Consider the following 24268-nt stretch of genomic DNA (forward strand, 5'->3'; position numbering starts at 1 on the left):
GCCTCTTTTCACAATCACCTTCGTTAACCGCGGTATTCAACCGGAGTCGCTCCAGTATGCAGTTTGAAGGTTTTGATAAAATAGCTCTGGTTGTCATAGCCTAGCTGCTCGCAAATTTCGCCCACGGTGGAATGGGTCGCATCGAGCAGCTCCTTGGCTCTTTCCATTTTCAGTCTTGTAATATATTCGATAAAGGTCACACCCATCTCCTTCTTGAACAGTCTGCTAAAATAGCTTGCATTCAGATGCAGATGGTCTGCGACCTCATCCAGCGTAATTCTGGACCCCAGACGCAGCGACACATATTGGCAGGCTTCCGTGACCTCCACCCGTTTGCAGGCCCCCGCCCCGGCTCCTTTGGCGGCCACAATTGATTCCAGATGGTTGTTCATCCACTCTTGCAGCGCAGGCAGGGAATCGATATCAACGATCTCCTTATGCAAGGTGTCGGCCGAGTAGGCCGGCCGGGCCGACTGTAGCGAATGCAGCTTCAGCTTCAGATCCAGCAGCAGCTTCAGCATCCAGTCCTTGACCGTCTCGGACAGATATTGCTGCTCGCGGATCAAGGAGATCCATTTCGCTGACACCGCACCAGCCAGCTCCGGCTGCCGTCCGAGCAGCACTTCCCGCAGTTCAATGCTCGCCTGGTCATAATAGCTGAACAGATTCTGGCGGATGCCTTCGGGAGCGGGCGGTTTGCACTTCGCGATGGCTCCATGCTCCAGATAGAAGCGCTGCTCCTCCCCGGTAAGCAGCTGGTTCAAGCGCTGCTTCAGACCTTCAGGCGTCTCGCAGCCCTCGCCCGTGATGAAGGACAGATGGATCTTCAGCACCCTGAACACGGTGGACTGGATCGTCTTCAGCAGAGCCGCCGCCTCGGCATGGATATTGCCCTGCAGCCCCGGTTTGTAGGAGAACAGCAGGAACGAGGACTTTACATTATATCCCACGTAGAGGCCACTTGGCTTCATCCCCTCCAGCACCTCATTCATTACATTGCTGAGCGCGAAATGCAGCGTCTGCTCGGAGGTGAAGCGGTATTTCACATGACGGTAATCCTCCAGATAAGCGATGACGGGGAAGCAGGACTCCCCATGGGCGAACAGACCGAATTCTGCCGCCTCTGCCCGCCACTTCTCGGGGGACAGCAGCGGCTGCTGGATAAAGTTCTTGATGCTCTGCTCTATGCGCAGCTCCCGGGTCCCGCTGAAGAGATGCTTCAGGCGGGAATTCTCCCAACCCGCCTTATTCTCCTCATCCATAGAGAGCTTGAAGCGGCGCAGCAGCTGTACCAGATCCTCCGGGTCGAGCGCATCCTTCAGCAGATAATCCTGCACATGGAGCCGCATCGCCGCCTGGGCATACTGGAATTCATTATGGCAGGAGAGGATGGCGATGCGCACCTCCGGCTTCAGCTCCTTGATCCTTGCGGACAGCTCCAGCCCGTTCATCTGCGGCATGCCGATATCCGTAATCAGAATATCCGGCATTTCACGCTGCGCATGCTCCCAGGCGATCTGGCCATTCTCATGGGCACCCATCAGGCGGAAGCCCAGCTCCTCCCAGCAGATGGTCTCGGACAACAGCTCGATAACGGGATAATCATCGTCCACCAGCATCACATTATACATCGCGGTTCTCCTCCTTAAGCGGTATGTGCATCTCGATGACGGTACCTGAGCCGGGCTGACTGTTCACCTTGATCTCAAAAAACTCCCCAAACGTCATTCTCATCCGTTCCACCGTATTATGCAGCCCCATGCCCGAGAAAGAGCTTCTGCCCTCCTCCGGCGCCGAAGCCAGGCTCTCCGTGGATTCGATCTTGCGGCCAATCCGCTTCAGCCCCTCCTCATCCATGCCTTGCCCATTGTCTTCAACGGTCAGCAGCAGATAATGCTCCTGCAGCACCGCAGTAATGCTGATCTGCCCCTGATGCTGGCTGAGGCCGTGGATCAGCGCGTTCTCCACCAGCGGCTGGAGGAAAAAACGCGGGACTCTGATCAGAAAAGCATCCGGTTCGATGTCCAGCAGCAGCCTGGCTTCTTCCTTCTGCCGCAGATTCATCAGCCCAACATAATGCGAGACCAGATCGATCTCCTCATGCAGGAAGATCTCATCCTCCTCACGGCTGATTGTCATGCGCAGCAGCATCGACAACGACCCAATCATCTTCGCACTCTCCGGGTCGCCGCGTTTCATCACCTTCATGCGGATCGAATTAAGCACATTGAACAGAAAATGCGGATTGATCTGGGCCTGCAGCATCTTCAGCTCGGCTTTGCGTTTGCGGGCCTGCGTGTCCGACACCTCGGCCAGCATCTCCTTCACCCGGTCCAGCATCTGGTCGAACAGGAAGCCGAGCCGCCCGATCTCATCATTGCCCCGCACCCCTGACCGCACATGCAGATTGCCCCGCTGGACAGCGCTCGTAACCTTGCCCAGACGCACCAGCGGTTTCGTAAACGTACGGACAAGCGTGATCAACAGCGCCAGGAACACTACAAAAGAGATCAGCTGGATTGTAAACACACGGTTGAAAATCGAGCTGATGTTCACAATGCTCTGCTTATAGGGCTGCATCAGCACGAGCCGCCAGCCGCTGAACCCGATCTGCTGCTGGGCCACCAGATACTTGTCTCCGTCTATCGAGACCGTCGTTGTGCTCTTCAGCTTGTTCGTAACATCTGCGTAAGGAAAAGGTTTCCCGACGCTGGCCGGATCGCCCCCGGAGACGATCGTATCGAACTGGTCCAGCAGAACTACCTTTTGCCCAGCCGACAGATTGCTGAAGATATTATGCAGCTGGTCCTCCATAATCGTCATCACTACATACCCGTAGATCTCCGCATCATCCCGGCGCAGCGTGCGGGCAATCGTCACTTGATAGGGATGATCGAACTTGTCATAGGCGAAATCCGTTTCTTCCACGCCGATCCAGTAGGATTCCAGGCCAGTCAACTCTGTCAGCTTCCCGAACCACGGTTTCTTCTTCAGATCGAGCGGATTGTAGTCGCTGACTGAATAGTTCATGAAATAGGTGTCATTGGTCAGCAGAATGGTCACATAGCTGGTCTCGCCCACTACTGTCAGACTGTCAAGCTGATCCAGCACCCGGCTGGAATCCATAAACCGCTGGTACTTGTCCCCGACCTCATTGCCGGAAGCCACCAGCTTGAAGTATGCCTTCAGGCTGGGGTTGACCTGTACGAAATTGGCAATCGTCAGCATGCCTTTCAGCCGGTTGGCCACGGAGCCGCCCACGAGTGTCAGCGAATCTTCGGCGTTGGCAACCGCCTGCTGCTTCACAGCCTCCTGGGTAAGCGAATTATAGATGAACAGGGTCAGCACCGCAGGCACCAGAATACAGGTGATGGAAGCAATAATCAGCTTGTGGCGGATCGATTTGGGGGCCAGCTCCCGGATTTTCTTCAACATGATGTGATCCCCCCTAAACAAGTAGAAACGGCTTCGCCGTCCTCTGTAAGAGGCGGCATCCGTTTCTGCGAGAAATAGAAGGATAAAGGATAAGGTGAAATTTATACTTTATCCTTATTTTTTTAAAAAAAGGGGGACGAGGAATCCGCCCCCAAAATGGGTCTGCGACATAATGCAGTGGACTGGCATTTTTTGTCGAAAGCTGTGTCTATTATAGCAAATTTTTATTTTTTGTTGGCGTCGATAATTTTATTCACCCGGTCCTGGGAGTTTTTAACGGTCGTGTCGACATCCTGGTTGCCGAGAATCATTTTTTCATACTCTTCGTTAATCGCTTTGTATACTTCGGATTGGTAGGTTGCCGGTGGAATGATCGCCGAGGCTTTAGAAGCCACCAGCGTATCTACCAGGGTCTTTTTGTCTACTTTCTCCGGGTTCTTGGTGCCGGACAGAATGGTATCGATGATGCCTTCGACCTGGTCACTGGTTACCTTGCTCCAGGCTGGAATGTTCTTGCCTTGCACCAGCTGTCCTTCGGTAGTGTACCAGCGGACAAATTTATAGGCGGCTTCCTTGTTCTTCGATTTGGCGGCCACAGCCACGTAGTCGGTCGTAACCGGAGTCAGCCCTTTCTCATCGCCTGCATTGTTCTTTGGAAATGGAGCAACGGCCATATTGAAGTTAAGCGGCACCTTGTCCGTTCCGCCGATTTCGGTATTCATCCAGCTGCCGATCAGCAGCATGCTTGCCGATTCATTGAAGAATTGGGTGCGGTAAGCCAGCTTCTGCGAGATCATATCGGAGTAAGGCACCGAGGATTGATCTTCTTTTTCCATTCTCAATCTCAGCTCCAGCGTTGACTTGAAGTTGGGATCGTCGAGATTGGACGTACCATCCGCCTTAAGGAATTCGGCATTCTGTGGCTGGTTCTCCAGCTTCAGCTTCAGGAACTCCATCCAGCCTCCGCCCTGCGGGCCGTGGAAATAAGTGCCGTAACGTTTCTGCGCGCCTTCACCCTGCGTCAGCTTCTTGGCATAATCGGCGAACTCATCCCAGGTCCAGTCTGCAGGAACCGCAAGTCCGGCTTCATCCAGATGGTTTTTGTTCAGCAGTACATACCATGGGTTGAATTTCCCGGGCAGCGCATACACCTTGCCGTCCAGATGCGTATCCACTTTATAGTCTTCTTCCACTTTATAGCCGTCTTTGGCGATGAATTCATCCAGCGGCTCAGCCATGCCAAGCGCTACGCGCTGAGCGTAACCGGCAGCATCACTGAACATCAGAATGTCCATTTGCGCAGAGGAGGCGGCTTCCAGATCCAGCTTCTTGAACGCTTCCTGGGTATCGCCCTTCTCACTCAGCTGCACCAGTTCTACCGTTACGCCGGGTTCTACCTCTTTATAAGCCTCCAGCGTATGCTTCCAGTTGTAGGCTTCTTCTGTACCATAGGTGTATAACCGCAGATTCACATTCTCCCCGCTGCCGCTATCCGTGCCTGCGGCACTATTCGTAGCATCCGGAGCTGCAGTTGCCTTGCCGCCTGCGGCATTATTGCCGTTGTTGCCCCCGCAGCCCGCCAGCAGACTTAACATCAAGACACCCGACATTGCACTTGCCCACACTTTTCTTTTTCTCATGTATAACCCTCCCTCATCATCTTGTCTTCCCACTCATTATAGAATGCGCTTTCATTGTCGACATGAAACAATATTTACTTTTTCTGAATTATTTTTACTTCTAATTTAATATTAGTGATTATGCCGCGGTCCACATCCGATTATCAGCCTTTGACGCCGCCGAGAGCAATCCCTTCGATAACACTTTTCTGCCCGATAATAAAAATTAGGATCAACGGCAGAATCGCCGATACCGCCGCCGCCATAATGAGAGAGTAAAATTCTCCGCTCATGGAAGTGAATTTCTGCACCGCAATCGGCAGGGTCAGCAGTCTGTCGCTACGGATGAAGATCAGCGGGTTCTGGTAGTCATTCCAGGTCCAGATGAACCGCAGAATCGCATAGGTGGCTACGGCTGGCTTGACCAGTGGCATGGCAATCGACCAGAAGATGCGGCCGTGGCCGGCGCCGTCGATTTTGGCAGATTCGATAAACTCCTGATGCAGTCCCATAAAAAATTGTCTCAGCATAAACGTACCCAATACACTGAAGCTGCCCAGCATAATCAGCCCCAGGTGGCTGTCGAACAGCCCGATGTTGCGGTACAGAATAAACTGCGGGATCAGGATCGCCTGTCCGGGAATCATGTAGGTCACCAGCACGATCATGAACAGGAAATTGCTGGCCTTGAATTTGATTTTGGAGAAGCCGTACGCGGCCATGGCCGATACGAGACAAGACAAGGTGGTGGTGATGACAGCCACTTTAATAGAGTTCCAGTAATACATCGTAAACGGATATTGCCCAAACCAGACTTCCTTGTAGTTCTCAATCGCATTCCATTCCTTCGGCAGCCACTGGATCGGGTAAGTGAATACTTCCGACTCTACTTTAAACGAGGTTACCAGCATCCATATAAAAGGCAGCAGGAACAAGATACTTCCCACAAACATTACAATCGTTACGACAATCTTACGTAAGTCCAGCCCTTCGCGCGTTTGCATCATCCGTTCTCCTTTCACTCTCTTGTTTAGTAATTGACCCATTTCTTCTGCGCGATCCACTGCCCGAACGTAATCAGCAGCACGAAGGCGAACAGCACAACCGCTATGGAGGAAGCATATCCGACCTTGAGGTTGATGAAGGCTGTCTCATACAGATACCAGACCATCATCGAGGTAGAGCCAATCGGACCGCCCTGGGTCATGACCGCTACCACGTCGAACACTTTAAAGGTAGCAATAATACCGGTTACAAGCAGGAAAAAGGAAGTCGGCGACAGCAGCGGAAAGGTAATCCGTCTGAATTTCGTCCAGCCGTTGGCTCCGTCAATATCGGCAGCTTCATAGAGATCTTTCGGAATCGACTGCAGTCCGGCAATGTAGATGATCATATTGAAGCCGATGGAGATCCAGATGGAGATCATCATGATCGAGATCAGGGCGAAGTTTGGATCGGCAATCCATTTCGGAGGATCAGAGATTCCGATCGCCTTCAGCATTTCGTTAATCGGCCCGTAAGAAGGCTGGAACAGCACCTGCCATACCACAGCAACGGCTACAGTCATGGATACATAAGGCACGAAGTAGGCGATTTTGAAATACCCCTTCAGATACACATAACGGTCGATCAGGATCGCCAGCACCATCGAGACCAGCATATAGATCGGAACCGTCAGCAGAAAAATAAACGTATTGCGCACCGAGCGCAGGAACATCTCATCCTGGAACAGGTTGACAAAGTTCTGGATGCCTACCCATTTGATGCCGTCAAAGCCCTGCACAAAGTTCCAGTCGGCAAAGCCGAGCACCAGGGTGGCGATAATCGGTATCAGCACCAGGATTGATACGCCGATCAGCATCGGGCTGACGAACAAGAAACCGGACAGGGTTTCCCCCTTTTGCAGGGACCAGGTTTTGCGGCTGGCCTTGGCTGGCGGCTTTTGCGATAAGGTTTCAAGATTTTGCCCCATAGTTACACCTCAATTATTGGTTAGTGGCCACGCGTCTACTATGGTTTGATTATAAAAAAAATACCGCCAGCACTTTGACGGTATTTTGATCATATTCACGATAATTTTGACATGTTCCGGGAATCCGGGATGAGATAGAACGTGTACCGGTTCCTACTTAGGTCCCAGCGGGGATGTAGAAGGTTGCGCTGAAACGTTGGGAGCAATTAGATGCAAAAGTGGTTACTACTTAGAGCCCCCTTGTGTTCCTTGTGTTACTCGTCCGAGCCTGTCGCCGGTAACCAGCGATTACCTTTCAGACTATTAACGGACTCAGGAGCCCCTATTTGCTGTACAAAGGCTGTTTTGCAGCTCTAACGGACTCAGGAGCCCCTATTCAAGCCAAAACCCACTAGTTAAGGCCTGTTTTTCCGATATAGAGGCTATGCGGTCCGTTACATTCCAAACCAGCGCAGAAATGAGGAAACAGGAGCTATACGGTCCGTTAGGACGTAGGTTACCTGAAGTTCGGGTGGGAGAGGGTTTGGATTACGGTAGTGCGATCCCCTAACCTTCGCAAGTAAACCTTCTATACCCTCGTCCCTAAGTAGTAACCAAAAGTGCAACTAATTTCAACTCAAACTCCTGTCAGCAGGCGAATAAGTGCAAAAATGCAACTAATCTCGAGTAAATCAGATATATTTCGCTCAGAAGGCTAATATAGATGCCTTTTTGCATCTATTTCCTCCAAAACGGAAAAAATCCGCCAATTAGATGCACTTTCGCAACTAATTCGGCGGATTGGACTTAAGAAACCCTCGCGGAGCTGAGATTTCGATGTTCTCATCATATGGAGGCCTAAGCAGTAACGTGTACAGCAGCTATTTGTATTTGTATTTGTATTTATGGCTCAATCTTAAATCAGCGGTTGCCATCTGTGAATGAAGCCGCTACGGTTTTTTGCATTTCTATTTCTTTTTCTTGCCTTTGGCACCCTTCGGGTCGACAGCCACCAGCCCGTTCTCATAGCTGTACAGCACATTCTCTTCCAAGCGTCCGCCCTCCAGATGCTTGCGCACCAGCGCTTTGCCCAGCTTCGGCGTAATCTCCTTGTACCATACGCCTTCCGGGTAGGCAATCACCACGCAGGCATCCCCGCATCTTCCGTTGCAGCGTGTAGTCGTGGTATGAATTAGGCTCTGTGCGCCTTGCTTCTCAATTTCGGCCTCGATCGCTTCCGCAACCTCTTCGCCTCTGTTCTTCTTGCAGCTGCTGCCGTTGCAGATCAATATATGACTTACCGTCCCTTGCAGGTTATAGGTCGTCAACTGGTATGCCATCCTTTCTTGCCTGCTGTTATCCCCGAGTTGTGGAGTACCCTCAACAATAAGGACAAGGACCAGCTGCGTCAAGGGAAGAAGAAAGGATCAGGTGAAACTTATACTCTCTGATAGTTGATCATAAGCCTATACGGCCTGCCTTCTCCAGATCTATGGACGGGCGAGATAACCCGGAAGTTCGGTCAGGAACGGTTTCAGCTTATCGACCACATAGTGGCTGCCGCCTCTGCCGTTGACCTTCTCTATCACCATCGAAAGTATAAACGAGGGAGATTCAGTGTCAAAAACGGCAACAAACCCGTTCTCCTGCCCCTGCTCCCCCTTGGCCTGCTTCAGCTCCGCCGTTCCCGTCTTGGCGGCCAGCTTGTAAGGAACTTCGGACAGCGCATGGGCGGTTCCGCCGGGATTCTCAACCACCTGGATCAGCGAGTCTCTTACCGTCTGCGAGACTTCAGGCGTTAGGATGGGCTGTCCGGCAGCGGCTGTTCCCTGTCCGCCTGCAAGCAGCAATACCGGATTGACCAGCTTGCCCTGATTGCTGAACGGAGTGAAGGCAGCGGCAATGTGAATCGGGGACATCAGCATCTCTCCCTGTCCATAGGCGGTATCCGCCAATAGCACTTCTGAATCCAGCTTGAGATGGTCCTTGTTGGCGATCTGGCTGGCTTTCAGATAGAGCGCATCCAGACCAAAGTTGCTGCCGAAGCCAAACTTCTCAATGCCTGCGATGAATCTGTCATTGCCCATCTCCAGCGCTTCCTGGGCAAAATAAATATTGTCCGAATAGACCAGCGCATCGTTCATGGTCACATTAGCCAAGTCCTTGACCCGGGTCACATAGTAACCGCCCCAGCTTGCGTCCTTGCGCCACTGCTTGCCTTGAATCTGATGCACCTTGTCCACAGTTGTCACGTTCTCGGTAAGTCCGGCTGCGGCTGTAATTGCCTTGAATACAGAGCCTGGCGCATACCGGTTCGTGAACCGGTTGGTGAACGGCAGATTGGGATTCTTGGAGTAGCTGTCCCACTGGGCCTGCGACAGGCCGTTCACCATCAGGTTCGGATCATACGCCGGAGCGCTGACCAGCGCCAGCAGTCCGCCGCTGACGGAATCCATCAGCACCGCCGCACCGGCGTCTCCGCTGCTTGCGAGGGTCTGGTACAGCTCCCGCTGTACGCGCGAGCTGATGCTGAGCCGGATGTTCTGCCCATCCACCGCATCCTTGCGCAGTACAACAGATTTGCTTGTGCCCGCTTCGTCCACAATCTCAATTAGGCCGCCCTTCTCGCCGCGCAGCTGCTTCTCCAGCGACTGCTCCAGACCCGCCCGGCCGATCCAGTCCTGTGCTGTATAATAGCCTTCCTTGTCCTTCTCCAAGTCCTCCGCCGTCACCTGACGGATATAGCCGATCAGCTGCGCCCCTGCTTCACCTAAGGGGTAAGCACGAACCTGCTTGGATTGGATGGAAACTCCATTCAGCTCTACAGGGATCAAAGAATCATCCGTAACCGCAATCGGTACAAAATACTCAGGTTTGACCCATTTCTGCGCCAGCGCCTTCTCAATAACCTCTACACTGACCTTATAGTGCTCGCTAATGGCGGCAATCGAAGCGGCCTTGGCTTCGGCTTCAGGCAGGGTGGAATCACGCGGAACCAGCTTGCCGGGCACAATCCCCCATTCCATAACCGAACCTTTACCTGCAAGTGAGTAATCATCCTTGTCGACAATGTTACCACGTTCCGGCTGCAGCACCTTGACCCGCACCTTATCGCCTTTGACCATCTCAGGCAGAATCAGCGAGGGCAGCCAGTCAATTCTCCAGCTTGTTCCCGCTTCCTCTTGCTGCTGGACCATGTTCAGCGTGTAAGACTTGCTAAGTTCACCAACAAAAGTATTCATACGCACAGAATAATCCACTGTATATATCGGCTGATCTTCGAGCTTCACCAGCTCGCCCATTTTCACTTCGATTCCGCCTGCCTTCATGCCCTCAAAGATAACTTTGTATTTCTCTTTAAATTGCTCCGGGGTCAATCCGGACTGCTCCAGCGACTGTTGCGACATCAGGCTGTACAGGCTTGCGAAATCCTGCTGCTGCAGGCTGCTGACGTATTTTTGCAACGTGACCTCCGGCTTCTCTTCTTCCTCCTGGTTCATATATAAATAGAGCCCGAGTCCGCCTGCAAGCACTAGCACCAGCAGAGTGCCGATGATGATAGACCTTCTTCTCATAGGTTACCGCCTCACATATGGGTTTTATTGGATCAGCTCTAGTATACTAGAATAGTATGGCAATATGCTCTTTTTATAAGAAGAAACGGTTTCGCCGTCCTCTGCAAGGCGTATGCTTCCGAAGCAGCGATACTACGTATCGCTTTCAGGCATCCGTTTCTGCGAGAAATAGAAGGATAAATTATAGCGTGCAACATATATATTCTTATATTTTAAAATACAAGCCCTGTGGTTGGTTTACAATAGTAGAAAACTGATGAAATTATCATTACTTATGAGCGCAAAAGGAGAATCTTAAGATGATGCCTCTTATCCGAATCATTGTAAATACAGCGGGCCAGCCCACCGATGGGTCATTCGCTTATGTGCAGGGAGCCGAGCGCCTGATTATCGGCAGATATACCGGAGCCAGCCAGGTCGATCTGGCCATTAATAATCTGCTTGTCTCCAAGCAGCATTGCTCCATCCAGCGGGTACAGGACAAGCTGTATGTTGAGGATCTAGGCAGCAAAAACGGCACCGAGCTAAACGGCCTGCACCTCACGCCGCACATCCCTCACCTGCTGAATGTGGGAGATATTCTGACACTGGTGGACGGGCGTATTGAGCTGCAGGTGCAGCAGGGGCTGCAGTTGGAAGACACGCGGGAGCTGAATGTGCGCGATTGGGATATGCGAGAGCTGGAGAGGCAACAATTGAATATGCGGGAGCTGGATTTGCAGAAATCTTGTCGTGGTGAGGAGCTTAGGCTGAATGATCACTTGCAGAGGGTTGAGCTGGACGGCAACCATATCTCGTTGTCCAAAAAAGAATACCAGCTGTTCAGGCTGCTCTACGGCTGTCTGGATCATTTTGTCACGCGGGAGCAGATTGTGCAGGAGGTGTGGCAGGAGAGGTTCGATGTGGATTCCGGGCTGATTGGTATCGATGAAGTCAATTCATTAATTTACCGGACCAACCGCAAGCTAAATGGTTACTTCACCATTAAGTCCGTGTATAAACAAGGAATCTATATGCAGAGGTATGACGATGGGGTAATCAAAGCTTAAATCCTGCCAAAGTGCAGAGTATCTAAGCTGTTGACTAACCAGACAGAGAAAATCTATCTTCGAATTGTGTTGAGAACATCCGGGATTCCGTCCAGTGGTAGCTCCATCGGTTTGAACCCATAATTCAGTTGCAAAAGTGGTTACTACTTAGAGCCCCCTTGTGTTCCTTGTGTTACTCGTCCGAGCCTGTCATACCACACCGCACGACAAGGAGGCTAAGCATAACAAAGGAAGGCTGTCGCCGGTAACCAGCGATTACCTTTCAGACTATTAACGGACTCAGGAGCCCCTATTCAAGCCGAAACCCACTAGGTAAGGCCTGTTTTTCCGATATAGAGGCTATGCGGTCCGTTACATTCCAAACCAGCGTAGAAATGAGGAGGGCTATACGGTCCGTTAGGACGTAGGTTACTTGAAGTTCCGGGTGGGGGAGGGTTTGGATTACGGTAGTGCGATCCCCTAACCTTCGCAAGTAAACCTTCTATATCCTCGCAGGGTCCTAAGTAGTAACCAAAAGTGCATCTATTTGGCGGTTTTTCTCCGTTTTGGAGCAAATAGATGCGAAAAGGCATCTATTTTGGTCATTTGAGCAGATTCAAGCAGCCGTGAACCTACTCAGCCACGCCCAGCGCCTTGTTCTTCTCCTTGAACCGCTCATTGTGGGACGAGACATAGGCGGCTTTGGGCGCCGACGGGTCCATGTACAGCTTGGCACTGTTCAGCGCAAGCACAGCATCGGTGAAGGTTCCGGCGATCAGCCGCACCTTGCTGGTATAGTCAACGAAATCCCCTGCCGCAAAGATGCCTGGCAGATTCGTCTCCAGCCGCCCGCTGACATTCGCGCACCAGTCGCCCATATCCAGCCCCCACTGCTTCAGCGGGCCGAAGTCGCTCTTCAGCCCGTGGTTGACGATTACCGCGTCGACTGCGACGCGGGTCACCTCGCCTGATTCGGTGTGGGCAATCGTCACCTCATCGATCTTCTCGCCATCGCTGCTGTGCAGCTGGCTGACGGCGTGAGGGACCAGGATCTGCACGGAGGAAGCCTTCATCCGTGCGATGTTCTTCTCATGACCGCCGAACTGTTCGCGGCGGTGTACCACCGTTACGCTGGCGGCAACCGATTCCAGCTCGTTGGCCCAGTCCACGGCGGAGTCGCCGCCGCCGGAGATCAGCACTCTTTTGCCGCGGAATGGCTCCAGCTCCTGAACAGTATAATGCAGATTCGTCACTTCATAGCGGTCCGCGCCTTCAATTTCCAGCTTGGCCATCTGCAGAATGCCGTATCCGATGGTCAAGATCACCGTGCGGGTCCAGTGCTGCTCGCCTGTGGAGGAGGTCAGGATATAGGTGCCATCCTCCTGCCGCTCCTGGGCCACAATCTGCTGCCCCAGCACCAGTGTCGGATCAAAGGTCATTGCCTGCTGCGCCAGCTGGTCGATCAGTTGACGGCACAGCACCGGAGTGACTCCGCCGACGTCCCAGATCATTTTCTCGGGATAAATCAGCATTCTGCCGCCCAGCTCTTCCTTCGCCTCAATCAGCTTCGTCTTCAAATCACGCATGCCGCTATAGAAGGCGGTATACATCCCCGCAGGGCCACCGCCGATAATTGTCACATCATATAACTCCAGCTCATTGCTCATGATATACCCTCCTGTTGTATCGTTAATGGATTTGTGGATCGAGCCAGGCCTGCGTTGATTCTAGGATTTCGTGCGGGCTAGCAAATACAGAAAATAAGGAGCGCCAATGACAGCAACAACGATACCTGTTGGAATCTCTGAAGGCTGCAGAATCCAGCGGCCGATCATATCGGCCGTGATTACCAGCAGCGAACCAAGCAGCGCGGATGCCGGCAGCATCAGCTGATGCTGCGGACCGACCAGCCGCCGGGCCAGATGGGGCCCGACCAGGCCCACGAACCCGATGCCGCCGCTGACAGCCACACTTGCAGCCGCAAGGCCTACGGCGGCGGCGAGCAGGCGGAACTGCTCCCGTGTGACCGCCGCACCCAGCCCGGTTGCCGTATGCTCGCCCAGATGCAGCACGTTCATCACCCGTGCCTTATAGATAATATAAGGCAGCAGAATCACAATCCAGGGCAACAGAGACAGCACGAATTTCCAGCTGGTTCCCCAGATGCTGCCGGCCAGCCAGGTGGCCACGAACTGATATTTATCCGGGTCCAGCCGCAGGGTGAGCACAATCATGGCCGCACTCATTCCAGCCGCGACCGCAACTCCGGTGAGCAGCAGCCGGATCGGGGAAATCCCCTGGTGGCGCTTATAAGCCAGGGCATAGATCAGGGCGGCGGTACATCCTGCCCCGACAAAGGCGACAAGCGGCAGCACATAGACCGGAGCCGCCGACGTCGTCGGATAGAAGGAAACCAGCAGCATGACCATCAGCCCTGCGCCAGCATTAATGCCGAGAATGCCGGGGTCTGCAAGCGCATTACGGAATACCCCCTGCATAACCGCCCCGGATACGGCCAGACCCGCGCCGATTAGAACCGCGATCACGATGCGCGGCAACCGGAAATCAAACAGGATCAGCTCCTGCTTGTCCGTTCCCTGCCCGAACAAGGTGCGCAGCAGCTCCAGCGGAGTCAAACGTATGTGTCCTGTGTTCACACTGATCATGAATACAATCAGGATCAGAACGATCAATACGGCGATAACCGTCAGGCCATGTCTGGTTCTGGCAGGGTTCAAGGAAGCTGAACCGATGTTCTTCTTCATTACAGCTCCCTCCTTTCTTTACGAGCAAGATAGAGGAAGAAAGGTACGCCGATCAGTGCAATAATTGCACCCAGCGGAGTCTCTGCCGGAGGATTGACCATTCGCGCGGCCAGATCGGCAAATACGGCAAGCAAGCTGCCAAGGATGGCTGAGCAGGGGATAATCCACCTATAATCCACTCCGACAATATAGCGGGTAAGGTGAGGGATAATCAGACCAATAAACCCTACTGCACCCACAACTGCCACTGATGCCCCGGCGAGAACCAGCACAATCAGTGCCCCAGCCAGTTTAACCAGACCGGTCCGCTGCCCCAGCCCTTTGGCAATATCATCGCCCAGACTGAGCATCGTAATGGAGCGGGACAAGGCAATCGCCCCGAGAATAGCCACTGCGACCCACGGGAACATAATCTTCAGCTGGAACCATTTGATCCCGGCCACACCACCCGCATACCAGAAGGCGAGGTCCTGGCCGATCTTGAAATACAGCGCAATGCCTTCACTAAGGGCTGAGAGCAGCGCGCTGAAGGCCGCACCGGCAAGCACAAGACGGGCAGGAGTAAGGCCTCCCTGCGCCATAGAGCCTACCCCGTATACAATCCCAGCACCGAGTCCCGCACCCAAGAATGAGTACATGATCAGATACATAAACGACAGATTGGGGAAAAAAGCAAAACATACTGCAAGCGCAAACCCTGCGCCTGAGTTAATGCCCATCAGACCGGAATCGGCCAGCGGGTTGCGGGTCATTCCCTGCATAATCGCCCCGGCTACGGCGAAGCTCGCACCGATCATGGCACCGCCAAGCACGCGCGGAAGCCGCAGCTCGCGGATGATCTGGTGGTCAGTTAGATCAGGATTGAAGTGGAATACAGCTGCCCATACCACCGACAGCTTAATGTCAGCGGCCCCGAACGAGACAGAGATCGCCAGTCCCAAGACCAGGAGGGCCAGTCCACCGACAAGAACGAGCGTAGCCGCCCAAGGTCTGGAGCTTAATTGAGCCTTCCCCTTTTTTTTGTGCAATCCTATCCCTGGTGTAACCTGTTGATTCATGAATGTCACCTATTCCTATTTACTATGAAATTGATTCTCATTATCATCACTTTCTCATATTGTAGCTGAAATTGTCTTACTTTGGCAATGGACAAATGTGATCCCCCCGACAATTAAACATCCTCTACCTCCTGAGCAGCCTTCAAGAAACGCCAAACAGCAAGTCCCCTGTGGCGGAACTTGCTGTTTATTGATTGCCTTCATCTCAGGCTGGAACGGATGCAACACGCCCAACCGGGTAGCTGGTTCACAGGAGTTAGCTTGCCGACAGCTACTTCTTATTCTCTGTGTTCCCGCATAGATGTCCAGCGCCGTTAAGAATGCCGGCGGTTGCCTGGGCTGCCAATGCTTCCATCGACAGGCTAGAGCTCCGGCTCCATTGCAAGGCCGCTCCATAGATCGACCAGCTGAGCATAATCACAGTAAGTTTATTCTCCTCGCTGGCCGCTCCGCCTGCTCCGGTGTTCTGCTCCATAATGCCTTCAATAACCTGTGCGAGCCGGGAGATAATTTTCTCTTCCATCAGGGACATGACCGAGGAGGAGATTTTGTGGCAGCCTATTTTGACCGATGTGAAAAAATTGCATACAGCCATAATTAGCCGCTCCAGCGTATCGGTATTGAAGGTGCTGTGATCCATCTTCTGTACAGCGAGCTGCTGCTCGAACAATTCCAGAAACATCACCTCAAGCAGCATATATTTGTCCACATAATGTGCGTAAAAGGTCGCCCGGTTCATCGTCGCCCGCTCCGCAATGTCCTTGACGGTAATCGACTCGAAATCGCGTTCCATGATCAGCGCCATGAAGGCATCCTTAATCAGCTGTCTGGAGCGTTTCACGCGCGGGTCTTCCGTATTGGCAATCAACTAACGCACCTCTTTCCTCTATATATAATATAAACCAAGCTGCAGCTTAACCGGTTCGGCAACAGATTTCTGGAGGTGTTGTGTAACCATACAGAAGAGCTATATTGCTGGTTGACCGCTGAGCCTGTGAACCTTAGTATACTAAACAAGCGCTGACTAAGCAACACGCGTTGTTTTATCAGCTTATGATGGTTTATTAATTATAGTTACAATGGAGGAAACCACTATGCCAACGAATACCAAACAACTAACCGCGCTGATTACAGGCGCAAACAACGGAATCGGGCTAGAGCTTACACGCAAGCTATTGTCTGAAGGCTGGCAGGTGATTGCTCTGGTCCGTTCCGACTTCACAGCGGATGACCAGTCGATTCAGGAAGCCAGAACGCGCCGCCAGCTGCGGGTATATCGGGCTGATCTGACCGACTTCACAAGTCTGAAACCGGCCATTGAACAGATCAAGGGCGCCGAAGAATACATTGACGTGTTGTTCAACAACGCCGGCGGCAGCGCTCCGGCATTGGCCTATTCACCGCAGGGGCGCGAAATACAATTTGAACTGCACACCCTTGTGCCCTATGTGATGTATATGGAGCTTAAGGAGCTGCTGCAGCGCGGAACAAGTAAGACAGTCGTGAACACCTCAACCAGCGCTTTTAAATACGTCAAGGAGTTCGATCCCGTATTACTGGAGCGTCCCGCCAGCTTCCGCAGGCTATTTGGCTCCTATGCAGCAACCAAGCTGGCTCTATCGTTGTGGACCCGGGCCATCGCACCCCAAGCCGCTGCCGAAGGCATTCGTATTCTAAGTGCCGATCCGGGAGGAAACAACACGCTGCGCAAAGGCAAAGATTCAGGACTGCCGTTCTATGTGAAGCCCATGATGAAGCTGCTGTTCCCGCCGCCAAGCAAGGGAGCTTCCCTGCTCTATCATGCCGCAGCAAGCCAGGCCGCTCCCGGTTCCTTCCTGGTCAAGGGCAAGGAACGCGAGCTGAAATTCATTGCTCACGCCAATCAGGTACTGGAACGGATGCAGGCGCTGTATCGTGCCGAATTCAAAGACGATAACCGTATTAAGCCTGCCCGCTGACCGAGGCTCAGGAGCCAATCCCCACCTCAGCCAGCAGGCTGCGGGCATACCTTCCGGCATACAGTCTGTAGAACAGAAACTGCAGACACAGATACACGAAGCTCACCGCCACCGGGATAGCAATCGGCTGCAAGCCGCCGCCCGTAGACATCGGAACGCCGAGACGCTCACCAAAGAACACCGCCAGCGCTATCCCCGCCGCCGCAGGAACAAAGAACAGCAGAATCAGCGGCCCCCGCACCACTCCCTCCGCTTCTGCCGAGGTAATGCCGAGCCGGTGCAGCTTGCGGAATTTGAGCCGCTCCTGCTCCCTTCGGGTCAGGATGCTGAAGTGCAGCACCGCCGAGGATGCCCCGAGGAACAGCAGGCTTACTGTCAGCATCACCAGCACCGCAAACTGTCCGCCGTCTTCCAGATCCTGGTGTTCAACAATTCGGGACTGCGTGCCGAACACAAACCGATCCTGCCGCTGATCGTCATACCATTGCTTGCTGTGCTCCTGATTGTATTGATCCAGCGCATCATTCAGCTTGTCATTGATCGTACCTGTCTGCTTCCAGTCTTCGAAGCTGAACAGCTGGATGTGCCCAATTCTACGGGGCATTTCCGCCTTGATCGCGTTATAATCTGCTTCGTCAAGGATCACCTGAAGCCCGTTGATTACCGGTGGTAGACGGTTGAACAGCATCTCGACTACAGTGCCCTGGGACTGAAGACTGCGGTTCCCGGCAGCAAGCTTCAGCGTATAGTCAGCCATTTCAGGAATAGCATAATCGTAACCATCGTTCATGTCATATAAGGATAGATTGAGAAAATGCCCCGGCTTGACCTGATAGCTGCTTCCAGTCAACTTGTTAATTTCGTGGTCCAGGAAGAATTTCATTGTGAAGTCATCGACATATTCCAACTCCTTGTGCACTTGTAGCGGAGTGGGACCACTCTCTACAATCGCCTGAACCGCGTCTGCCGGAAGCTCGTTCTTGTCCATAACCTTCGTATAGGCAATATCATACGGATTATGCATCCGCGCTACGTCCCCGGAGCTGGCATCTATGAAGAACGTCATACTGCTGAGCAGCAGGCTCACCATCGCCAGAGTCGTGATCATAAACAGCACCAGCCGCGACTGGCCCAGCGTATGCTTCACATCGGAGCTGAATAGTAGATGCCGCTGACGCCGCGAAGCGAAGCGGGACAGGCTGTATTCCATCCAATCCCCCAGACTGCAGAGCAGCAGATATACTCCGGCAACGCAGCAGCCCAGGGTTCTGAAGAAAACCGTGTTTTCATAGGGATTGTGAATGTTCACATCCACTACGGCGTAGGCAATCAGCGCCAGGCCGAAGAAGCCGGGCAGCTTGCCTCTGAGCAGCATACGGTCTGCGCTCCGGGCTTCTTTCAGCAACGTCACAATATTGTATCTCAGCGAGACCAGCAGGCTGCCAGCAATGACAATGGCATATATGATCAGGAAATATAGCGCCGTGTTCAGGTAACTCTCTCCTCTCAAACTGAAGGAGACCTGGCCCAGATCCACCAGTTGAGAAACTATCAGATAGAAGAGTCCGGCAAATAACGTTCCCGCACCCAGTCCGGCAGCAATCGAACCCAGTGCAATCAGACTGTTCTCGAACAGAATTAGCAGACGGATATTGCCGGGGGTCATACCGAGGACCATGAAGAGGCCGTAATCACGTTTACGCTGCTTCGCGAAGGCGCTTTGGGCATATAGAATGAAGAATACCGAGAACACTTTAAGAATTAACAGAGGGGCATACAGGTTGCCCGATATCATCCCGTTCACCTTATAGAAGTCTTGGAAGTCAGGATTGTCGTTCAAGCTGGTGAAGGTGAAGAAGAACATGATCGTGAAGCTGCTGCACAGGAAATAGAGCAAATATCTTCTCAGATTCGCCTTAAAGATGCGCCAGAACATGCTGCTAAAGGTCATCCGCCTCGCCTCCCATAACAGCCAGATTCTCCAGGATAGTATCCAGAAAGGCGGTTCGCTTCCCATCCCGTTTAATCTCCAGATTCACCTCTCCATCCTTGATAAAAATCACCCGGCTGCAATAGCTGGCAGCAAAGGGGTCATGTGTCACCATCACGATTGTGGCTCCCTGCGCCTCGTTCAGTCTGGCGAAACATTTCATCACCGTGCTGGATGCCTTCGAATCAAGATTGCCTGTAGGCTCGTCCGCAAACAGCACATCCGGCTCATGAATCACCGCCCGGCTGATCGCTGCCCGCTGCTGCTGCCCGCCCGATACCGTGTAAGGATACTTGTCCCCCACTTCCCCGATCTCAAGCAGCTTCAAGGCGGCATCGGTGCGAGTATTGATCTCCTCCGCCTCCCGTTGGTCCAGCACCATCGGCAGCATCACATTCTCCCGCAGGGTCAGACTGTCCAGCAGATTGTAGTCCTGGAACACGAATCCCATCCGCTGCCGCCGGAACAAGGCCAGCTCATTACCCGACATCTTTCGCAGGCTGACCTCTGATATCCTCACATCGCCTTGATATTTTCTGTCGATGCCGCTAAGGATGTTGAGCAGGGTGGTTTTGCCGCTTCCGGAGGGTCCCATGATAGCGACGAACTCGCCGCTCTCCACGTTCAGACTAAGCCCTTTCAGGGCCTGGAAGCTGCTGCCCCTCCCTTTCCCCTTGTATTCCTTGCACAACTCTTCTACTTCCAGAATGGACATGCTTCATCCCTTCCCGTCTCTATGAAAGTGCAAACCTATAGCCATAATAGCCTATACTATCTACTTTCACATGTGACAAATGGAATATCTTACTAGATGGCAGCAATATCTCTTCGTCCAAAAATCAGCACCGCCGCCGCCAGACAGACTGCAATGATCACCACAGGAACAAGCACCACCGGAATATAAGCCTCGAGCCCTGACAGCCCTATAAGCTCAGAGTTCTTATAATACATGCCGGAGAATTTCATAATCATGGTGATCAGGGTATGATCGGAAATCACCTGCAGCCAAGCGGCCGAAGTCTCATCAATATACCCGGTAAGCAGCATATTACCGAACACAAACAGCAGGGTGAAGACAAGCACGGATGCCGTTCTGCGTACGATCATGGCTGCGAGCAGGACCAGCGCCGCAAATGCGGCCAGGTACAGAAAGTTGCAAGCGAGTGTAATCAGGAACTGGTGGAGCGTTGCCCCCGCTCCCTCTTGTCCTATGGATGAACCGGAGAAATAAGCTCCGGCCAGGCTAGCCCCCAGATACAGTCCAAAAAACAACAGCAGCCAGCCAAGCAGCACCACCAGCTGAATGATGTATTTGCCGAGGCAATAAGTGCTTCTGCTCTGACCGGAAGCCACAATTGGAATGACCGAGCCCGATTCGAACCCCTCGGTGAAAAAATACGCCGCCTGTGTGGGAATGACCAGATACAGAAACAGCGACAGCTTGGTAATCGAGTTCACCGCTTCCCACGGATTGGCCATTTCGAAGCCGAAGCGGATGCCCAGCCAGATCGGCAGCGCCGTGCCTGCGAGCAGCAGCAGCAAGGAAATGCCGTGGATAATGGGGTCTTTGCGCAAATAATAAGCTTCCGCTCTCATGAACTGCTGCATCACTTCCCGCCCCCAATCAGCTTCATATAGTAGTGCTCCAGATTCGGCGCCGACAGATGAACCCCCTCCAGCCGGACCCTGTGCTCCAGCAGAACAGACATCAGCTGCTCCATATCGATGCTGTCGCTGGGAAGGGTAATCTCTCCGCTCTCCGTCACCGCAATATCTGCCAGCGACAGCTGCTCTCGCAGAATCTGCAGCACGGTGTCCTTGCTTCCGGTCTGGATGCATATCTTGCTCTTGGCGGAAGCCATTAACTCGCTGGCTGAGATCTCCTGAATGAACCGTCCGCGGTGAATGAAGCCGAACCGGGAGGCCAGCAGCTGCAGCTCACTGAGAATATGACTGGAGATCAGGATGGCTACCCCTTGCTCCTGCGCAAGCTGCTCCAGAATCTGCCGCACCTCCATAATGCCTGTGGGATCAAGACCGTTGATCGGCTCATCCAGCACCAGAAATTCCGGACGGTTCAGCAGGGCAATCGCCAGCCCCAGCCGCTGGCGCATCCCCAGCGAATAGCCGGAGACTCGCTTGCGCCCGGTGTCGCTCAAAGAGACTGCCTGCAGTACCTCGCCAATTCTGCTCCGCTGCTTAATGCCGTACATTCGGCAATAGAAGCCCAGGTTCTCCTCCGCATCCAGATGCGAATACAGGGAGGGCATTTCTATCAAGAACCCGACGCGCCTGCGGGCCTGATTCACTTGCCTCGCGCCGGATTGGCCAAAAAGTGAAAATTGTCCTGACGAAGGATGCACCAGCCCGCCGATGATTCGCATCAGCGTGGTTTTGCCGGCTCCGTTCTCGCCGATGAACCCGTAAATCTCGCCTTGCCTGATGGTCATATGAATGTCCTGAAGCGCATGTGCGCTGCCGTACTTTTTACATAATCCGTTGGCTTCAAAGATGGTTGTACTCAACGTAGGCTTCCTCCTTAGATATCTTCTGCTGACCCATTAGTAATATCATAGCTGCGGCCAGTGCGCAGACCGATTGTCAGAATCAGGAGGGATGATGTAATATTTAAGACAAAATTCCCCATCCGTGACACGGCTGACCGAAAGGAGAATGAACTTGATTCACATCGCAGTGTGCGAGGATGATCTGTCTGCCGCCGAGCAGGCGGAGCAATGGATTCTGGAGCTGCAGACACAAGTGAGTGAACCGCTTGCGGTATCGATCTATTATTCGGGTGAAAGCTTCGTCCGTGCGGTCCGGGACGGCTGCCCTTTTGATATTATTGTGATGGATATTGAGCTGGGCGGGATGAACGGTATTACGGCGGGAGAGCTGCTGCGGAAGGATGACGGCAATGATCACGTGCAGCTGATCTATATGTCCAGCCATGAAGAGTACCATCTGCAGCTGTTCGACGTGATGCCCTCAGGCTTCATCCGCAAGCCGGTCCAGCCGGAGCTGTTCCGCGACAAGCTGATTCAGGCTGCCCGCAAAGCGATCCGCCGAAGAGAGCAAGGTCAAACAAGCTTCCTCCCCATCCAGTTGAAAGGGAAAGAAGCCTTGGTGCCTTACCGTGATATTCTGTATCTGGAGAGCAAGCTCCGCAAGGTGCTGCTGCATGCTAAGACAGGGTGCCTTGAATATTACAGCACCCTGAAACAGGAAGAGCAGAAGCTGCGGGGGGTTGAATTCGTACGCATTCATCAATCGTATATCGTTAACTTTGCTCAGGTCAGGGAAATCCGCGCCAATACTCTCTTGCTACTTACCGGCCAGGAGCTACCGATCAGCGGTAAATACCAAACCCCTGTCCGTACAGGTTATCTGAAATTTAGGAGCGATCTGGTTGAATAATAATCCCTTGCTCGAAGAGATCTTCTATGCGCTTTCTCTGCCTCTGCTGCTGCTGGCCATTCATTACTTCTACAGCCGCTGCTTTGTCTGCCGTATAGAGCGGAAGCCGCTGCTTGTATTCTGCTACACGATGTATGGGGTCTGCCACCTCCTGCTTCACCACAGCAGCTTGCCAGCCGGAGTTACGCTTGGCCTGAATATTGGCTCCATTGCGCTGCTGGCGGCCCTTTATCGGGGGAGCCTGTTCTGGAGAGTCTGCGGGGGTCTGTTTCTGTTTGCCCTTATGATGTTATGCGAGATGATGATCCCGGTCTATACCACTATTGGATATATCCTGGTGCTGTTTGTATCCAAGCTGATGCTCTTGTTCCTTGTCTATATCTGGGTTCGAATAGCCAAAGCCTACGGAGAAGGCCATCTCTCCGGCTGGTATTCGGTCCCGATGATCTGTTGTCCGCTGCTTATTCTTGTAGGCGTACCTCTATTAGCCCATCATTCCATGTTCCTTGACAATCCTTCCCTGTTCACCTTCACTTCAATCGGACTGCTGCTGATCAATTTCCTCTTATTCGCGCTCTGCGACCGGGCCTTGTCGGCTCAAGCGGCCCAGCATAGGAACCGGCTGCTGGAGCAGCAGAATGCCTATTACGTCAACCAGTATCTGATGACCCGTGACCGGCAGCAGGAGACGAATCAGTTCCAGCATGATTTCAAACATATCCTGCTTGGCCTGCGGGCCAAGTGGTTATCTGGCGCGGAACAGGAGACACTGCAGGAGCTGGATGCGCTGCTGGGCCGCTTCGAGCAGCATTCGGGCATCTGCAGCAGCGGCAACCTGATGATCGACTCCATTCTGAATTACAAGCAGCAGGCTGCGAAGGCCGCCGGGATTACCTTCTCCCACGACCTGAAGGTCCCTCCCGGAATGGAGCTGGACACGGTAGCAATCAGCGTGATTCTCGGCAACACGCTGGATAATGCAGTGGAGGCCTGCACCGCCAATCCTGCCGGGGAACGCTACATCAACATTCAGATGCAGTACCTCAATGAGAGCCTGTTTATCCGTGTCCAGAATCCGTACAGCCAACCTATCACCAGACTTGCTAACGGGGACATAGCCACAACCAAAGCAGACAAGCAGGCCCATGGCCTCGGCCTCAGCAACATGCGCAAAATCATCGCCGATGCTAACGGATTGCTGGATATCTCGGTAGAGCAGCAGCTGTTTACGGTTGAAGTGGTGCTTTTTAATATCGCTAGGGCTGCCAGTTAAAATTAAGGTTCCTACTTAGGTCCCCGTGAGGATTTAGTATATTACTCCGGAACTCCTGTCAGGTAGCGCGAAACTGCAACTATTTCTGAGTAAATCGATTCTTTCTTAGGATGTAGACTGCTACTCTGGAACCTTCAGAGAAAATAGATGCGAAACTGCAACTAATTTCAGCCGAAGCACCCATGATCAGGCAAATAAG

Annotated in this window: 19 protein-coding genes; 4 read left to right on the plus strand and 15 right to left on the minus strand. The window is 52.9% G+C overall.

Annotated elements, in window-relative coordinates:
- Window positions 1-23: 23 nt before the first annotated feature.
- The 7 genes from B9T62_RS20555 to pbp4 form a co-directional block, all read right to left on the minus strand.
- Window positions 24-1631 (minus strand): response regulator transcription factor, encoded by a 1608-nt coding sequence (locus B9T62_RS20555; RefSeq protein WP_087917003.1) that lies wholly within the window; start codon window positions 1629-1631, stop codon window positions 24-26.
- Window positions 1624-3435 carry a cache domain-containing sensor histidine kinase gene (locus B9T62_RS20560; RefSeq protein WP_087917004.1) on the minus strand — a complete coding sequence of 604 codons (1812 nt, stop codon included), beginning with the start codon at window positions 3433-3435 and terminating at the stop codon, window positions 1624-1626. The genes B9T62_RS20555 and B9T62_RS20560 overlap by 8 nt, the downstream gene beginning before the upstream one ends.
- A gap of 224 nt (window positions 3436-3659) precedes the next feature.
- The gene (locus B9T62_RS20565) at window positions 3660-5075 is read right to left on the minus strand and encodes an ABC transporter substrate-binding protein (protein ID WP_087917005.1); all 1416 of its coding nucleotides are present in this window, start codon (window positions 5073-5075) and stop codon (window positions 3660-3662) included.
- A gap of 143 nt (window positions 5076-5218) precedes the next feature.
- The gene (locus B9T62_RS20570) at window positions 5219-6058 is read right to left on the minus strand and encodes a carbohydrate ABC transporter permease (RefSeq protein ID WP_087917006.1); all 840 of its coding nucleotides are present in this window, start codon (window positions 6056-6058) and stop codon (window positions 5219-5221) included.
- 26 nt (window positions 6059-6084) lie between these two features.
- Window positions 6085-7026 carry a carbohydrate ABC transporter permease gene (locus B9T62_RS20575; RefSeq protein WP_087917007.1) on the minus strand — a complete coding sequence of 314 codons (942 nt, stop codon included), beginning with the start codon at window positions 7024-7026 and terminating at the stop codon, window positions 6085-6087.
- A gap of 947 nt (window positions 7027-7973) precedes the next feature.
- Window positions 7974-8333: a (2Fe-2S) ferredoxin domain-containing protein gene (locus B9T62_RS20580; RefSeq protein WP_087920347.1), complete on the minus strand. Its 360-nt coding sequence runs from the start codon at window positions 8331-8333 to the stop codon at window positions 7974-7976.
- Between the two features lie 162 nt (window positions 8334-8495).
- Window positions 8496-10580 (minus strand): penicillin-binding protein PBP4(5), encoded by a 2085-nt coding sequence (pbp4, locus tag B9T62_RS20585; RefSeq protein WP_087917008.1) that lies wholly within the window; start codon window positions 10578-10580, stop codon window positions 8496-8498.
- Between the two features lie 299 nt (window positions 10581-10879).
- On the opposite strand from pbp4, the gene B9T62_RS20590 reads away from it, so the two are divergent.
- Window positions 10880-11629 carry an FHA domain-containing protein gene (locus B9T62_RS20590; protein ID WP_087917009.1) on the plus strand — a complete coding sequence of 250 codons (750 nt, stop codon included), beginning with the start codon at window positions 10880-10882 and terminating at the stop codon, window positions 11627-11629.
- A gap of 611 nt (window positions 11630-12240) precedes the next feature.
- On the opposite strand, the gene B9T62_RS20595 is transcribed toward B9T62_RS20590, so the two are convergent.
- From B9T62_RS20595 to B9T62_RS20610, 4 genes are all read right to left on the minus strand, one after another.
- Window positions 12241-13275 (minus strand): NAD(P)/FAD-dependent oxidoreductase, encoded by a 1035-nt coding sequence (locus tag B9T62_RS20595; protein ID WP_087917010.1) that lies wholly within the window; start codon window positions 13273-13275, stop codon window positions 12241-12243.
- A 60-nt stretch (window positions 13276-13335) separates the two neighbouring features.
- Window positions 13336-14373 (minus strand): FecCD family ABC transporter permease, encoded by a 1038-nt coding sequence (locus tag B9T62_RS20600; RefSeq protein ID WP_087917011.1) that lies wholly within the window; start codon window positions 14371-14373, stop codon window positions 13336-13338.
- Complete coding sequence (locus B9T62_RS20605; RefSeq protein ID WP_087917012.1) at window positions 14373-15431, minus strand: FecCD family ABC transporter permease; 1059 nt, start codon at window positions 15429-15431, stop codon at window positions 14373-14375. Before B9T62_RS20605 ends, B9T62_RS20600 begins: the two co-directional genes overlap by 1 nt.
- A 271-nt stretch (window positions 15432-15702) precedes the next feature.
- On the minus strand, window positions 15703-16299 hold the full coding sequence (locus B9T62_RS20610) for a TetR/AcrR family transcriptional regulator (RefSeq protein WP_087917013.1): 597 nt from the start codon (window positions 16297-16299) through the stop codon (window positions 15703-15705).
- A gap of 226 nt (window positions 16300-16525) precedes the next feature.
- Between B9T62_RS20610 and B9T62_RS20615 the strand changes: the two genes are divergently transcribed.
- Entirely contained in the window at window positions 16526-17389 is an 864-nt protein-coding gene (locus tag B9T62_RS20615; RefSeq protein ID WP_087917014.1) for an SDR family NAD(P)-dependent oxidoreductase, read from the plus strand.
- Window positions 17390-17396: 7 nt separating this feature from the next.
- Here the strand turns inward: B9T62_RS20615 and B9T62_RS20620 are convergent, their stop codons facing one another.
- From B9T62_RS20620 to B9T62_RS20635, 4 genes are all read right to left on the minus strand, one after another.
- On the minus strand, window positions 17397-19340 hold the full coding sequence (locus B9T62_RS20620) for an FtsX-like permease family protein (protein WP_157793939.1): 1944 nt from the start codon (window positions 19338-19340) through the stop codon (window positions 17397-17399).
- A complete protein-coding gene (locus tag B9T62_RS20625; protein ID WP_087917016.1) occupies window positions 19330-20094 on the minus strand; it encodes an ABC transporter ATP-binding protein in 765 nt (254 codons plus the stop codon). The genes B9T62_RS20620 and B9T62_RS20625 overlap by 11 nt, the downstream gene beginning before the upstream one ends.
- Window positions 20095-20186: 92 nt before the next feature.
- Window positions 20187-20987, minus strand: a complete 801-nt coding sequence (locus B9T62_RS20630; RefSeq protein WP_087917017.1) for a hypothetical protein — start codon at window positions 20985-20987, stop codon at window positions 20187-20189.
- Window positions 20987-21904 carry an ABC transporter ATP-binding protein gene (locus B9T62_RS20635; RefSeq protein WP_087917018.1) on the minus strand — a complete coding sequence of 306 codons (918 nt, stop codon included), beginning with the start codon at window positions 21902-21904 and terminating at the stop codon, window positions 20987-20989. The genes B9T62_RS20630 and B9T62_RS20635 overlap by 1 nt, the downstream gene beginning before the upstream one ends.
- A 154-nt stretch (window positions 21905-22058) precedes the next feature.
- On the opposite strand from B9T62_RS20635, the gene B9T62_RS20640 reads away from it, so the two are divergent.
- Together B9T62_RS20640 and B9T62_RS20645 are read left to right on the plus strand one after the other, a co-directional pair.
- Entirely contained in the window at window positions 22059-22796 is a 738-nt protein-coding gene (locus tag B9T62_RS20640) for a LytR/AlgR family response regulator transcription factor (protein ID WP_169834415.1), read from the plus strand.
- The gene (locus B9T62_RS20645) at window positions 22789-24069 is read left to right on the plus strand and encodes an ATP-binding protein (RefSeq protein ID WP_087917020.1); all 1281 of its coding nucleotides are present in this window, start codon (window positions 22789-22791) and stop codon (window positions 24067-24069) included. The genes B9T62_RS20640 and B9T62_RS20645 overlap by 8 nt, the downstream gene beginning before the upstream one ends.
- The last annotated feature ends 199 nt before the right edge of the window (window positions 24070-24268 follow it).

It is taken from the genome of Paenibacillus donghaensis (assembly GCF_002192415.1).
Lineage (GTDB): Bacteria > Bacillota > Bacilli > Paenibacillales > Paenibacillaceae > Paenibacillus_AQ > Paenibacillus_AQ donghaensis.